This is a genomic window from Chryseobacterium pennae, from assembly GCF_003385515.1.
Lineage (GTDB): Bacteria > Bacteroidota > Bacteroidia > Flavobacteriales > Weeksellaceae > Chryseobacterium > Chryseobacterium pennae.
Map to the genome: position 1 here is coordinate 204,376 of NZ_QNVT01000003.1, position 13,674 is coordinate 218,049.

A 13,674-nucleotide genomic window follows, 5' to 3' on the forward strand; every position below is an offset into this window, starting at 1 on the left:
ATAGCTTTATGAAAAAGAATATAATAACAATAAGTTTAGCTGCGTTGACCATTTTTGTATCGTTAACGTCTTGTGAAAGAAATTTGGATCAGATCTCGTCTGTGAATGAAGCGGAAGAGCAGGCAATGACCAGACCAGAATCATTCAGACAAGCTTTAGATGGAGCTTATACAGCATTTAAAACTACAGGATATTATACAAGTGATACAGGTAATCAGCTTATTATGGGAGACCTTACTACTGATAACCTTATTATTACAAATTCAGGAAGAAACTCTAACGCTGCAGCTTCCAACTTTGAATTCTCATCAGATAATTCACAGACAACAGGTTTGTTTAGTGCTGCATACGCAGTAGTCAGCAGAGCTAACTTTGTTATGTCTTATCTTGATAACGGAGTCGTAACAGGTGCAGCAAAAGATAATGTAGAAGCAGAAGCCAGAGCCATCAGAGCTGCAGCTCATTTTGATATTTTAAGAGCATATTCTGTAATTCCAACACAAAATTCACCAGCGGTAAACCAGTATGGAATTTATTATTCTGAATCTTATAATCCGCTAAATAATAATTCATCCAGAAATCTTACAGTAGATCAGGGATATCAGAAAGTAATTGATGACTTATTAATTGCTGCTGATAAAATTACACAGAACGATGCTGATAAAGGAAGATTCAGTAAAGCGGCTGTGTACGGATTATTATCAAGAGTATATCTTTATAAAGGAGATTATACGAATACTGTAAAATATGGTAAATTGGCATTAGGACTTTCTCCAAGTGTGACAACATTAGATAACTTTAACAGAATCTGGAAGGAAAACGAAGGATTGGCTAAGATTACTGATGGAGTTCTATTCCAGATTTCAAACGCAGCACCTGAGCGTAATACAGTAGGAGTTGCTTACAACCAGTTAATTGATGGTCAATACAGATCAGAATTTGTTGCAGATTATGATTTCTTCAACTCTTTTGCTACTAATGACGTGAGAAAAACTGTTTATTTTACTCCAGCTACATACAACAAAAAAGTATATAACCACATTACAAAATATGCTGGTAATGGTGGACCGGTAAATATCGTTCCAGTTAAATACCTAAGAACTGCTGAAGTATTATTAAACGTAGCAGAAGCTTCTTTCAGAGAAGGGGATCAGGTAACAGCCCTTACTTTGCTAAATCAACTGAGAAAAGAAAGATATACTTCATTCACTCCTGGAACAGAAGCAGGACAGCCTCTATTGGATGCTATTCTTAAAGAAAGAAGACTAGAACTTGCTTTTGAAAATGACAGATGGTATACATTGAAAAGATTAGGTCTTTCTGTTCAGAGATCAGGTAAAGGAGATATTGCTGATGGTACCGGGTCAAAAGCAATCAAGCAGACTCTTGCAGCAGGCAGCGATCTTTGGCAATGGCCAATTCCTGTAACAGCAATTCAGGCTAACCCGAACATTCAACAGAATGACAAATATTAAGAATTAATGTTTTTGATATAAATAGGAAGAGCTTCATGAAAATGGAGCTCTTTTTTTATTTGAACTTTGATATGAGAATCGTTACGTGTTTTTAGAACATGAATCCCATGCCTGGTATCTATAAATTCTTTATACAGATTTATTCCCGGACAATCATCCTGTTCTGATAGTTCTTCGGAGTTATGCCCTCTAGTTGTTTAAAAACCCGGGTAAAATAATTGGTATCCGAAAATCCTGTTTGGTAGGCTGTTTCCTTGATGCTGTTTTGGGTATCAAGCAATTCTTTAGCTTTACTTATTCTTTCCTGCAGAATAAAATCATTGGGAGAAGTTCCCAATTCATCTTTGAACATCTTGAAGAAGTTCGATTTGCTTACATAAGCAAGTTTAGCAATACTTTCAATAGACAGTTTCTGATGAAGATTCCTTTTAATATAATCTACAGCAAATCCAATTCTTGATTTATTTTTTACAATATTTCTCTCCACCATACTTCTTGCCTGTGTCTGCATAAGCCTTATGAGAAGTTCTTTCAGGGCAAAATCTGCCATGATATCCTTTTGAGAGTTATCATCCATAGCAATTCTCATAATGTTGTTGGTGGCAGAAGCCAGTGCCTGATTATTAAAAAGAAAATATTCATCCAGTTGAATATTCCATTGTGAGGTTTCATCTACCTTAGGGAGATTATAGTTTAAATAATTGAGAGAATCTTCAATAAAATCAGGGTTTAGACTTAAAGAAATACATTGTGTAGGAGTTTCATCGGCCTCAGGAAAATCAATGACCATAGTTTCTCCCGGAGCCACAAGAATGCTTTCACCCGGGAAATAATCGAAATAATTGGTTTTATTATCCAGTTTCATATGTTTCTTACCTCTCAGCATAGCCGTAAATGCTATATTTTCAAAATGAAGTTTCACTCCAAAGGCTGCCTTATGCGTTTCATAGATACTGAATTCGCAATTGTTTAGAGTGAACTTTGTCTGGTTTTCAACAAGACTCAATAGCTGGTTTTCCTTGCGTAATTCAGGAGTATTTAATAAAATCTTACTATTGTTATTCATTTCTAAATATTTTAACGAAGGCGGTAACTCAAATATAGGGAATTTGGGTCAACGTTACAGTTAATAAAATAATAAAATTGAATTCTGCACTATTCTGCACTTTTTTTGTACGATTGTGCTATAGGTTTTTCATGCATCCGTGTAATTTGGCAGTATCGAAAATTAAAATAAATACTGATATGAGCACTCTTACAGAACCAAGATCAACAACTCTATTACAACGCCCTGAGTTTAAAAGCAGATATGATAATTATATTGACGGGAAATTTACCCCACCCGTTAAAGGACAATATTTTGATGTTGTTTCACCTGTAGATGGTAAGAATTTTACTCAGGTGGCTCACTCTTCTAAAGAAGATCTGGAGCTTGCTGTAGATGCTGCAGAAAAGGCATTTCAGACCTGGAAACATACCTCGTCTACAGAAAGAAGTATTATTCTTAATAAAATTGCAGACAGAATAGAGCAGAATTTAGAATATCTTGCCACAGTAGAAACCATTGATAACGGGAAGGCAGTCAGAGAAACATTAGCAGCTGATATACCTTTAGCTATCGATCATTTCAGATATTTCGCCTCTGTTATCCGTGCGGAAGAAGGATCACATAATGAATTGGATAAAGATACAGTTTCCCTGATCGTTCACGAACCTTTAGGAGTTATTGCGCAGATTATTCCATGGAATTTCCCGATCCTCATGGCGACATGGAAACTGGCTCCCGCACTGGCTGCCGGAAATTGTGTAGTCTTAAAACCTGCAGAAAGTACACCTGTTTCCATTATGATTTTAATGGAACTGATAGGTGATCTGTTACCTGCCGGAGTTGTGAACATTGTCAATGGTTTTGGAGCAGAGCTTGGAAGAGCTTTGGTAACCAATCCTAAAGTTGCCAAAGCAGCATTCACCGGATCTACAGCTACAGGACGTATGGTAATGCAGTATGCAACAGAAAATATTATTCCTGTAACACTGGAATTAGGAGGGAAATCACCTAACGTATTCTTCAATTCTGTGATGGATGCTGATGATGAATTCTTAGATAAAGCCATTGAAGGAGCTGTTCTTTTTGCTCTGAACCAAGGGGAAATCTGTACCTGCCCGTCAAGGCTTCTGGTTCAGGAAAGCATTGCAGATGCATTTATAGAAAGAGTGATAGAAAGAGTGAAAGCGATCAAGGTAGGAAACCCACTGGATAAAACTGTTATGATGGGAGCGCAGGCATCAAAAATACAGAAAGATAAGATTCTTTCCTATATCCAGTTAGGAGTAGAGGAAGGAGCTGAAGTATTGGTAGGAGGTGATGTGAATCATCTTGGGGAAGACCTGGAAGAAGGATATTACATTCAGCCAACTATTTTCAAAGGAAATAACAGAATGAGAATTTTCCAGGAAGAGATCTTCGGGCCAGTACTGGCGTTTACGACCTTTAAAGACGAAGAAGATGCCGTGAAAATAGCGAACGACACTATCTATGGATTAGGAGCTGGTGTATGGACCAGAGATGCCCATCAGCTATACAATATTCCGCGCCAGATTGAGGCAGGAAGAGTTTGGGTGAATCAATATCACTCGTATCCGGCAGGTGCTCCTTTTGGAGGGTACAAACAGTCCGGAATCGGGAGGGAGAATCATAAAATGATGCTTGACCATTACCGTCAGACTAAAAATATGCTGATCTCCTACAACAAAAATAAGTTAGGCTTCTTTTAATATTATGTAGGACGTGCCGCTTGCCTTGGTTTATCCCAGGGCAAACTGGCCGGGCTATGCGGGGCTTCACTTTGTTTTGATGCTTCATTACATTCCGCATCGGCTCGTGCCTCGCCGCCCTTACTATCATCCCTCACGTAAAAAGAATACTATTAATGTACATACTACATTAAAAAAGTAAATTTTTAAAATGAGAATTGGATAATTACTTAAATAACCATGATAAAAACTCATCCAAAAAATAAAATATGATCCCAAAAACAATGAAGGCTGCAGTAGTGCAAGGCTATGGACAGCCCCTGAAGATTGAAGAAGTTCCTGTTAGAGCCCCTGGAAGATATGAAGTACTTGTAAAGGTTATAGCCTGTGGTGTTTGCCATACAGATTTACATGCAGTAGACGGAGACTGGCCGGCTAAACCTAAAATGCCGCTTATTCCCGGGCATGAAGGGGTAGGAATTGTAGTAGCTTGTGGACCTGAAGCTTTTGTAAAAGAAGGAGATGCGGTAGGAGTGCCATGGCTTTACAGTGCCTGCGGTTGCTGTGACTACTGTATTACAGGATGGGAAACACTTTGTGAAGCTCAGAAAAATGGAGGATACAGTGTAGACGGAGGATTTGCGGAATATGTAATTGCAGATTCAAGATATGTAGGACACCTAAAGTCAGATGTAAACTTTCTGGAAATTGCTCCTATTTTATGTGCTGGGGTAACAGTTTATAAAGGACTAAAAGAAACTGAAACCAAACCCGGTGAATGGGTTGCCATATCAGGAATCGGAGGTTTGGGCCATGTGGCAGTTCAGTATGCGAAAGCAATGGGAATGCACGTAGCCGCTATTGATGTAGCAGATGACAAACTTGATTTGGCAAAAAAACTTGGCGCAGACCTTGTTGTGAATGCAAAAAATACAGATCCTGGTGAATATCTTCATAAAGAAGTAGGAGGAATGCATGGAGCATTGATTACTGCCGTTTCGCCGATTGCTTTCAAACAAGGGATAGATGTTTTAAGAAGAAAAGGAACAATTGCTCTTAACGGACTTCCGCCGGGATCATTTGAACTCCCTATTTTTGAAACTGTTTTAAAAAGAATTACAGTAAGAGGATCTATTGTAGGAACCAGAAAAGACATGCAGGAAGCATTGGACTTTGCTAATGAAGGACTTGTAAAAGCTACAGTAACATCAGCAAAACTGGAAGATATTAATGATGTCTTTGACAAAATGAAAAAAGGACAGATCGATGGCAGAATCGTATTAGATATTGCAGGCTCAAATTAAATAATGAAGTGATTGATCCCGGTTAAAAGTGTTATTTACCGGGATTTTTTATAAATGCCTTTAAAACAATAAAATGGAAACGAAAATATCCAGACTTTCTGCTACAGAAAAAGCCCTTGAAGTCATCCGTGAACTTGAAGAAAAATATGGTGCTCTGATGTTTTATCAGGCTGGAGGCTGTTGTGAAGGTACGCAGCCACAATGTTTCGAAAAAGGAGGCTTTTTTCCAAGAATGAATGATGCGATGATCGGAACCATTAACGGCCATGAATTCTGGATAGACCGCGACCTTTTCGAATATTGGAAATACTCGCATTTTACCCTTGATGTGACAGATGGTTTCGGACCGGGAGGCTTTTCACTGGAAACTCCTTTAGGCAAAACATTTAAAGTTCAATACAGACTTTTCACCCCTGAAGAATATGGAAATCTTGAACCGGTACAACGCAGTGAATAAATTTAGAATGTTTATTATATAGTATTCGTCAATCCTTGACAAACCGGTTGACAAACATGGCAGCAACAATATCTCCTACAGAATTTAAAACGGTAGCCAAAGGATCTACCAATGTTCCGATAATCATTACTGCAGGAATGGCTTCCTGAGGTAATTTATATACGGAGATCATCAGCATTTCACCAATATATCCACCATTAGGAATTCCACCAGCCACAATACTTACAAACACTGTGATTCCCAATGCTAACAGTAAATTGGATGGATCAAAGAAGTCTTTTCCAATAATTAAAAAAGCCACATAGATTTTAATAATTGAAGACATAGAAGACCCGTTTTTATGCAAAGTAGTTCCAATAGGAATCACAAGATTGGCAATAGAACTAGGAATTCCGATTTTAGAAGCAGCCTGTAAATTGGCGGGCATCGTAGCAAAACTGCTGCAGGTACTTATAGCGGTAAGAGTAGGATAGATGGCATTGGTCCAAAAACTTTTCACCCCTTTCTGTCCACTTGCCATAAAAGCATAAATGGAAAAGAAGACAAGAAAATAAATAATTCCTGCAATATAATATAGCCCTAAAGGTTTAGCATAAAATCCAAAAAGCTGTGGCCCTAGTGTAGAAACCTGATAAGCAAAATAAGCTCCCAGACCAATAGGCGCCAGCTTCATGACCAGTAAAAGAAGTTCTTTCATCACTTCATACCCGGATGCGATAAACACTCTGAAAGGTTTTCCGGCTTCGCCTGTTTTTCTGGCTGCAAACCCAGTCATGAAAGCAAAAATAAGGAGTGCCAGCATGTTTTGTCTTGAAAAAAGTGCTGTGAATTCTCCTACTGTAAAGAAGCTTACAATTCTATTTCCCCAACTGTCCTCACTCGCCGCTTCTGTAATCATGTCAGAACTTCCTGAAACCCCGGAAACCGGAAACAGATAGACTGCACAGATGGTAAAAATAGCTGCTGTAAGAATAAAAAACAGAAAGGTAAGTGCCATCACAAGAATGATCTTTCCAAATTTGGATTGCTGCTCCAGAGAAGCTATTGAATTAGATACAGCAAAGAATACGAGAGGTACCACACTTACAAAGAGAAGATTCAGGAAAATATCTCCCAATGGTTTAATGTATTCCACAAAACTTGGAGCAACAATTCCTATAATGCTTCCAATAGTGATTCCCAGAAGTAAAAATAGGATTCCGGAGTAGTTTTTCAGTACCTCTTTCATAGAGTGTTTTTTATCAAAGATAAGTTTATTTTCAATGTATATACTAGAATTTAACCTGAATTTGCCTGTTTAATGATTTTTATCTATTTCTATAAAATTGGATAGTTAATATTATTAATTATATATTTTTTTTCTTTAAAAATTGAAATTAATGAAAATATTTAAATTATCTAATATGTAATTTATGTGTTTATATTATTGGTTTTCATCAATTTATTTCAAAAAATATTAATAAATTCTTTTTTTATTTCAAATGTTTGTGATATTTTTATAAAACACAAATAAAAAAATATTGTAAATTATGAAAAGAAAAAACAAAATTTCGCTATTGTTGCTTGCTGCAGCAATCACTGTAAGTTGTAACTCTGACAGACTTAGTGATAGTCCCGAATCTAATCCTGATGCAAATGCTGCAGTGAATTCTGATGCTATAGCTTCTGGTGATGCTAAGCCTATTCCCGGACAATATGTTGTTGTTTTAAATGATGGTGTTTTGGAAAAAAATGGATTTACTGTTTCTAAAGGGACGAATAATAGCAGAGATAGCTATTTAAGACAAACCGGAGTACTATTAGATAAATTAAAAAATAGTGATGGTTTGAAACTAGGTATTGATAATCAAAAAATTTCTAATGCTTTCGGCTATGCTTTGGAAGGATTTGTAGCTAAAAACCTTACAGATGCAGAGGTTGAAACACTTAAAAAAGATTCTAGAATCAAAAGTGTTGAACAAGATTATCAAGTTTCTTTAGGGACGTCAACCAGAGCTGTTACACAAGCTGTTTCTTCGCAAGAAACCCCTTGGGGAATTACCAGAATTGGTGGGGCAGGTGATGGGACAGGAAAAACAGCCTGGGTTATTGATTCAGGTATAGATTTAGATCATCCAGATCTTAATGTAGATACACAGAGAAGTGTTTCTTTTGCAGGAGATAATAATCCTGATGATGGAAATGGGCATGGGACGCATGTTGCAGGAACTATAGCAGCTCTTAATAATAACATTGGAGTGGTAGGTGTAGCAGCTGGAGCAAAAGTTGTTGCATTAAAGGTTTTGAAAAATGATGGATTTGGTGACTTTTCATGGACTGTTTCTGCTTTGGATTATGTATATGCCAATGCTTCAGTAAATGATGTAGTGAATATGAGCTTAGGCCCTGCAAACGGAAGACTTAGACTTTCTACTACCGATCAGGCCGTGTTAAAAGTTGCTGAAAAAGGGATTAAAATAGCAATAGCAGCAGGGAATTCCTATGACGATGCTAATTATTATTCGCCAGCAGCTGTTAATCATGCTAATATTTATACGATTTCTGCTGTAGCCCAAGGCGATTACTGGGCTTCTTTTTCTAATTATGGAACTTGTGTGGATTATGCAGCTCCCGGCTATCAAGTAAAATCAACATGGTTGAATGGTGGTTACAATACCATTAGTGGAACTTCTATGGCATCACCACATGCTGCGGGTGTGTTGCTTCTGGGGACACCAAAAGCAGACGGTAGTGTGAAATCTGCTTATTGGGAATATAAATACGGATTTTTAACTAACGGAACATTTGGCAAATATTATACAGGTAAATATGGACCGACAAATACTTACGTTTTAGCAGACTACCGTTCTGATAAAGATGGTGTAATTGACAATATTATTCATAGGTAATGTTTAATAAATTAAATAAAAAAGGGATGAAGTAATTCAAGACCACTGAAAAAGTGTATTCATTTTGAATGCATATATTTCGGGTAAGAAATTAAGAGCTTATTACGTGATTTTAAACCTCGTATTAAGCTCTTTTTTTTTGAGCTTTTTTGAAGTCTGCTTTGATGAATATGTTTTTTTCTAGATAAGTTTCAATATTCTTTTTAAATTGACTGCGAAAATAGCCATTGCTCCCTGCATTTGTATATTTTCAATGCCATAAGAGCTTGCTCTGTCATACCCATGTACGTTTTTTAGTTCATTGTTTTTAGCTTCAATTCTATACCGATACTTTGGTTTTTCTTTGTAATAATCACTTTTCTGAAAAGCCATTTGATCTTGATGTAATTCTGATTTTATAGAGACTGAATGCGTTTTTGTTTTAGAACCTTCTTTGTAACAACCTTCTTTTAATGAACAAATTTTACATTTTTCAACCCCTTTTTATCTTTCAGTGACCTCAGTAATTCATCTGTTTTTTATTATAAATTCAATTGTTATTTTAAAGGCCAATTTCCTACTGAAGATTATATTTTGTTTGTTATTATTTTATGGGATTTCAGAGATTAATTTCATAAATTTGAGTAAATATCGTTTCTATGGCTTATATAGATTACTATAAAATTTTAGGCGTAGATAAAAGCGCAACCCAGGATGATATCAAAAAGGCATACCGGAAATTGGCCAGAAAGCTGCATCCGGACCTTAATCCTGATGATAAAGAATCAGAAAGAAAATTCAAAGAGCTGAACGAAGCCAATGAAGTTCTCAGCAATCCTGAAAACCGTACAAAGTATGATAAATACGGAGAAAACTGGAAACATGGTGAAGAGTATGAAAAAGCGCAACAGCAGCAAAGACAGTACCAGCAACAGAACCATGATGGAGGTTTCTCTGGTGCAGACTTTGGAGAAGGCGAAGATTTTTCAGATTTCTTCCAAAATATGTTTGGTGGAGCTGATGGCTTTGGTAAAAGTTCCAGAGGAAGAGCTTCAGGAAAGTTTAAAGGACAGGATGTACAGGCAGAACTAACCCTGAATTTGAGAGATGCTGCGATAACCCACCCGCAAACTTTTGAAATCAATGGTAAAAAAGTGAGAATTACAATTCCTGCCGGTGTTTATGATGGGCAGAAAATCAAATTAAAAGGCCATGGAAATCCGGGAGTGAGCGGGGGGCCAAACGGGGATCTTTATATCATATTCAATATTCCTGTAGATCCTGATTTTGAAAGGGTAGGAGATGATCTTAAAACAAAAATTGCTATTGATTTGTATACCGCAGTTTTAGGAGGGGACGTAAAAGTGAATACACTGGATGGAAGTGTAAATCTTAAAGTAAAACCGGAGACCCAAAGCGGAATAACCGTAAGACTGAAAGGAAAGGGCTTCCCTGTCTATAAAAAAGATGGGGAACATGGCGATCTTTTTGTCACCTACGAAGTGAAACTGCCTGTTAATCTTACCGATAAGCAGAAAGAACTTTTTGAACAACTTAAAAATTCCTAGGCTATGAGTGAAAGAATATCACGGGAAGAACTCGTAAGAATATACAATATAGAAATCACCTTTTTTGATGAGCTTGTAGATTATGGTCTGCTGAACATATACATTGAAAATGAAGTTCATTATCTGATGTATGAAGACCTGCCGGATCTGGAAAAATTTGCCAACTGGCATTATGACCTTGAAATCAATCTTCCCGGTTTGGAAGTTATTCATAATATGCTGAAAAAACTGGACGCTTTAAAACGGAGAAACAGAGAGCTGATGAATAAACTTTCAGCAATCAGTGACCAATATGAAGATATTTAGCTTAGTTTTGTAGCTTTTTAAAGCAACCATGTATTATGAGTGAGGAAAAAGTAATTACATTAAAACCTGAGAGAAAGAATTTTGAAGATATTTATTTTAGCGGAAATCAGGGAAGTCTGCTTTTTTCTCCTACCACTAAAGGTAAAACAATAACTACAATTGCAGCAGCCATCATTTTATTGGTTGCATTACTTCTGAAAGACAATTTTAGTAAAGAAAGTCAAGGTATCTTATACTTTTTCAGCTTTATTTTACTGCTTTGTGCTATTTATCTGTCTGTAAGTGTTAATAAGGTTTCAAGATGGAAAAAACAGGTAAATCATTACCTGAATACTCTGGAAAAATGTAAGATTTACGAAATTAGAATCGAACATAATTTTTTTACAGTCAATATTGATGATGAAAAAGAGACCAGTGAATGGAAAGACTTTGAGTTTTTTGACAGTAACAATGATTTCATTTCCCTTGAAGGAAAATACAGCTATATGTTTCCCAGAAAGGCAATGAGTGAAAGAGAATATTCTTTACTTAAGACCATTTTAAAAGAGAATATAAAATCATAAAAAAATCAGAGCAAAACGCTCTGATTTTTTATTTTATAATGTTGTCTTTCGCTTATTCCAGCCACCCCATTTCTTTCATCCACTCGTCATTGTAGATCTTTCCTACATATCTTGAACCATGATCGTGAAGCAATACTACAATAACATCATCTTTAGTGAACTGATCTTTCATCTGAATCAATGATGCAATAGCACTTCCTGCAGAGTATCCACAGAAGATTCCTTCTTCTTTAGCCAGTTTTCTTGCATAGATGGCTCCATCTTTATCAGTTACTTTCTCAAAATGATCGATAACAGACATATCGTAGTTTTCAGGAATGATATCTTCACCAATTCCTTCAGTGATATAAGTATAAGCGTGATCGTAGTGTAATTCTCCGGTTTCATGGAATTCTTTAAGGATAGAACCGTAAGTATCAACTCCAATCACTTTAATATCTTTATTTTTTTCCTTGAAGAATGTTCCACATCCTGTAACGGTACCTCCTGTTCCTGCTCCTGCTACAAAGTGAGTAAGTTTCCCTTCCGTCTGTTCCCAGATCTCAGGTGCCGTAGACTCGTAGTGAGCGGTTCTGTTGGATAAGTTGTCATATTGGTTTACATACCATCCGTTTTCTGTTTCCTTAGCCAGTCTTTTAGATACTGAATAATAAGAACGCGGATCTGTAGGTTTTACATCTGTAGGGCAAACGATTACTTCAGCACCCACAGCACGAAGGATATCGCACTTTTCTTTAGATTGTTTGGAATTGGTTACAAAGATACATTTGTATCCTTTGATGATAGCAGCCAGCGCCAGTCCCATTCCTGTATTTCCGGAAGTTCCTTCAATAATGGTTCCCCCAGGTTTTAATCTGCCGTCTTTTTCGGCATCTTCGATCATTTTTAGAGCCATTCTGTCCTTCACCGAGTTTCCGGGGTTGAAGGTCTCAACTTTTGCTAAAACTAATGCAGGAAAGTCTTCACCTAATACATTGTTAAGTTTTACCAATGGTGTATTTCCTATAGTTTCAAGGATATTTTTTGCGTATTTCATAAATGTTTTATATGCGGTGCAAAGATAATGCTTTTAAAATTATCTGTATTGAGATCATACGTCTTTAAAGATCAAAAACAGATCAGCAAAAACTTTAAATTTTGATATTGAGTTTAATTATACTTGATTGCCTTCACCGGGGAAATCTTACTGATCAGATAACTCGGAATAATTAAGGCAAGAGCAGATATAGCCAAAATTCCTAATGAAATAGATACAATGGCCACAGGGTTAAGGTCTACCGGAACTGTACTCACATAGTAATTTTCCGGGTTAAGCTTAATAATTCCAAAGAATTTCTGGATAAGAATTAATCCTAATCCAATGGCATTACCATATAAAAGACCTGGAATCATGATGATAAGTGTATAATTGATAAAGGTAGCTCTGATCTGCGCATTGCTAGCTCCTAAAGTCTTCAGCAAACCTATGGAATTGGTTCTTTCAATAATAAGAATCAGAAGAACCATAATAATATTGATAACCACTACAATCAGCATGATAATGATGATCAGAGCGATGTTGGTATCGAAAATACTGATCCAGTCCGTGATTTGTGGAAATTTTTCAGTTGCTTTTTCAGCATAATTCTTATAGCCGATCAGTTTTTCGATTTCAGGAAAATCTTTGTCGATGTCATTAACGTTTTTCAGGAAAATGTCGATTCCGCCAATCTCATCAGGCTTCATATCCTGAATTTTTCTGGCATGATTAATTCCACCAATCACAAACTGTTCATCAATAAGTTTGATATCCGTTCTATAGATTCCGATAATTTTGAATTTACGATAAAGTGGTTTTTGATCTGCTTTTAAGAAAACCGTAACGATACTGTCGTTTACTTTAAGGTGGAGATCTTTGGCTATTTTTTGTGAAATGGCCACATCACTGTTGAAGCCTACTTCTGTAACCTTGGGAGTAGTTCCAGCGATAAGGAATTTTTTAAACCTTAAACTGTCGAAGTCTTTTCCGATTCCTTTGAATATAATTCCTGCAAAATTATGCTCATTACGCATAATCCCGGTAACAGTCACATATTTTTGGGTACTTTCCACATCAGGAAGTTCCCTTATTTTAGCAATATTCAATCCATGGTTATCTAAAACCGAGGTGTTATAAGAGGAATTGGATCGGGTAGATCTTACCGTGATGTGTCCGCTGAAATCTGCCAGTCTCTCCTTAATAGCTTTTTTGGAACCGAATCCAGTGGCTACAGTAATCAGGGAAACAATGATTCCCAGTGCTACGGAAAGCCTGCCAATGAAGATGATAACCCTTGAAAGGTTATTTTTGTTATCTTTGGAAAATGCTATTTTTCTAGAGAAATATAAAGGAAACTTCAAG

General features: G+C 36.6%; 12 protein-coding genes and 1 pseudogene. 8 read left to right on the plus strand and 5 right to left on the minus strand.

Annotation, left to right across the window (positions count from 1 at the left end):
• Positions 1-8 precede the first annotated feature (8 nt).
• The gene (locus DRF65_RS05475) at positions 9-1,475 is read left to right on the plus strand and encodes a RagB/SusD family nutrient uptake outer membrane protein (protein WP_115969541.1); all 1,467 of its coding nucleotides are present in this window, start codon (positions 9-11) and stop codon (positions 1,473-1,475) included.
• A 139-nt stretch (positions 1,476-1,614) separates the two neighbouring features.
• On the opposite strand, the gene DRF65_RS05480 is transcribed toward DRF65_RS05475, so the two are convergent.
• A complete protein-coding gene (locus DRF65_RS05480) occupies positions 1,615-2,541 on the minus strand; it encodes an AraC family transcriptional regulator (RefSeq protein WP_115969543.1) in 927 nt (308 codons plus the stop codon).
• A gap of 179 nt (positions 2,542-2,720) precedes the next feature.
• On the opposite strand from DRF65_RS05480, the gene DRF65_RS05485 reads away from it, so the two are divergent.
• From DRF65_RS05485 to DRF65_RS05495, 3 genes are all read left to right on the plus strand, one after another.
• Positions 2,721-4,250, plus strand: a complete 1,530-nt coding sequence (locus DRF65_RS05485) for an aldehyde dehydrogenase family protein (protein WP_115969666.1) — start codon at positions 2,721-2,723, stop codon at positions 4,248-4,250.
• Between the two features lie 248 nt (positions 4,251-4,498).
• Positions 4,499-5,533 carry an alcohol dehydrogenase AdhP gene (gene adhP / locus DRF65_RS05490; protein WP_115969545.1) on the plus strand — a complete coding sequence of 345 codons (1,035 nt, stop codon included), beginning with the start codon at positions 4,499-4,501 and terminating at the stop codon, positions 5,531-5,533.
• Between the two features lie 73 nt (positions 5,534-5,606).
• Positions 5,607-5,990: a DUF779 domain-containing protein gene (locus tag DRF65_RS05495; RefSeq protein ID WP_115969547.1), complete on the plus strand. Its 384-nt coding sequence runs from the start codon at positions 5,607-5,609 to the stop codon at positions 5,988-5,990.
• 28 nt (positions 5,991-6,018) lie between these two features.
• On the opposite strand, the gene DRF65_RS05500 is transcribed toward DRF65_RS05495, so the two are convergent.
• Complete coding sequence (locus tag DRF65_RS05500; RefSeq protein WP_115969549.1) at positions 6,019-7,218, minus strand: dicarboxylate/amino acid:cation symporter; 1,200 nt, start codon at positions 7,216-7,218, stop codon at positions 6,019-6,021.
• A gap of 301 nt (positions 7,219-7,519) precedes the next feature.
• On the opposite strand from DRF65_RS05500, the gene DRF65_RS05505 reads away from it, so the two are divergent.
• Positions 7,520-8,878 carry a S8 family serine peptidase gene (locus tag DRF65_RS05505; protein ID WP_115969551.1) on the plus strand — a complete coding sequence of 453 codons (1,359 nt, stop codon included), beginning with the start codon at positions 7,520-7,522 and terminating at the stop codon, positions 8,876-8,878.
• Positions 8,879-9,058: 180 nt separating this feature from the next.
• On the opposite strand, the pseudogene DRF65_RS05510 reads toward DRF65_RS05505, so the two are convergent.
• Positions 9,059-9,355 (minus strand): annotated as a pseudogene (locus DRF65_RS05510) (transposase); the annotation flags it as partial.
• Positions 9,356-9,516: 161 nt separating this feature from the next.
• Between DRF65_RS05510 and DRF65_RS05515 the strand changes: the two are divergent.
• The 3 genes from DRF65_RS05515 to DRF65_RS05525 are packed head-to-tail and all read left to right on the plus strand — an operon-like array spanning position 9,517 to position 11,294.
• Positions 9,517-10,425 (plus strand): DnaJ C-terminal domain-containing protein, encoded by a 909-nt coding sequence (locus DRF65_RS05515; protein ID WP_115969553.1) that lies wholly within the window; start codon positions 9,517-9,519, stop codon positions 10,423-10,425.
• Between the two features lie 3 nt (positions 10,426-10,428).
• Positions 10,429-10,731, plus strand: coding sequence for a chaperone modulator CbpM (locus DRF65_RS05520; RefSeq protein ID WP_115969555.1), 303 nt, complete (start codon positions 10,429-10,431; stop codon positions 10,729-10,731).
• 35 nt (positions 10,732-10,766) lie between these two features.
• The gene (locus DRF65_RS05525) at positions 10,767-11,294 is read left to right on the plus strand and encodes a hypothetical protein (protein ID WP_115969557.1); all 528 of its coding nucleotides are present in this window, start codon (positions 10,767-10,769) and stop codon (positions 11,292-11,294) included.
• 52 nt (positions 11,295-11,346) lie between these two features.
• Here the strand turns inward: DRF65_RS05525 and DRF65_RS05530 are convergent, their stop codons facing one another.
• On the minus strand, positions 11,347-12,330 hold the full coding sequence (locus DRF65_RS05530; protein ID WP_089737281.1) for a PLP-dependent cysteine synthase family protein: 984 nt from the start codon (positions 12,328-12,330) through the stop codon (positions 11,347-11,349).
• A gap of 113 nt (positions 12,331-12,443) precedes the next feature.
• Positions 12,444-13,673 (minus strand): ABC transporter permease, encoded by a 1,230-nt coding sequence (locus DRF65_RS05535; RefSeq protein ID WP_115969559.1) that lies wholly within the window; start codon positions 13,671-13,673, stop codon positions 12,444-12,446.
• Between the last annotated feature and the right edge of the window lies 1 nt (position 13,674).

What these genes read in the sequence shown, in the direction of transcription:
- DRF65_RS05505 (WP_115969551.1), top strand. Translation starts at nt 7,520, where the DNA reads ATGAAAAGAAAAAACAAAATTTCGCTATTGTTGCTTGCTGCAGCAATC.
- DRF65_RS05530 (WP_089737281.1), bottom strand. Translation starts at nt 12,330, where the DNA reads ATGAAATACGCAAAAAATATCCTTGAAACTATAGGAAATACACCATTG.
- DRF65_RS05500 (WP_115969549.1), bottom strand. Translation starts at nt 7,218, where the DNA reads ATGAAAGAGGTACTGAAAAACTACTCCGGAATCCTATTTTTACTTCTG.
- DRF65_RS05525 (WP_115969557.1), top strand. Translation starts at nt 10,767, where the DNA reads ATGAGTGAGGAAAAAGTAATTACATTAAAACCTGAGAGAAAGAATTTT.
- DRF65_RS05485 (WP_115969666.1), top strand. Translation starts at nt 2,721, where the DNA reads ATGAGCACTCTTACAGAACCAAGATCAACAACTCTATTACAACGCCCT.
- adhP (WP_115969545.1), top strand. Translation starts at nt 4,499, where the DNA reads ATGATCCCAAAAACAATGAAGGCTGCAGTAGTGCAAGGCTATGGACAG.
- DRF65_RS05515 (WP_115969553.1), top strand. Translation starts at nt 9,517, where the DNA reads ATGGCTTATATAGATTACTATAAAATTTTAGGCGTAGATAAAAGCGCA.
- DRF65_RS05495 (WP_115969547.1), top strand. Translation starts at nt 5,607, where the DNA reads ATGGAAACGAAAATATCCAGACTTTCTGCTACAGAAAAAGCCCTTGAA.
- DRF65_RS05475 (WP_115969541.1), top strand. Translation starts at nt 9, where the DNA reads ATGAAAAAGAATATAATAACAATAAGTTTAGCTGCGTTGACCATTTTT.
- DRF65_RS05520 (WP_115969555.1), top strand. Translation starts at nt 10,429, where the DNA reads ATGAGTGAAAGAATATCACGGGAAGAACTCGTAAGAATATACAATATA.
- DRF65_RS05480 (WP_115969543.1), bottom strand. Translation starts at nt 2,541, where the DNA reads ATGAATAACAATAGTAAGATTTTATTAAATACTCCTGAATTACGCAAG.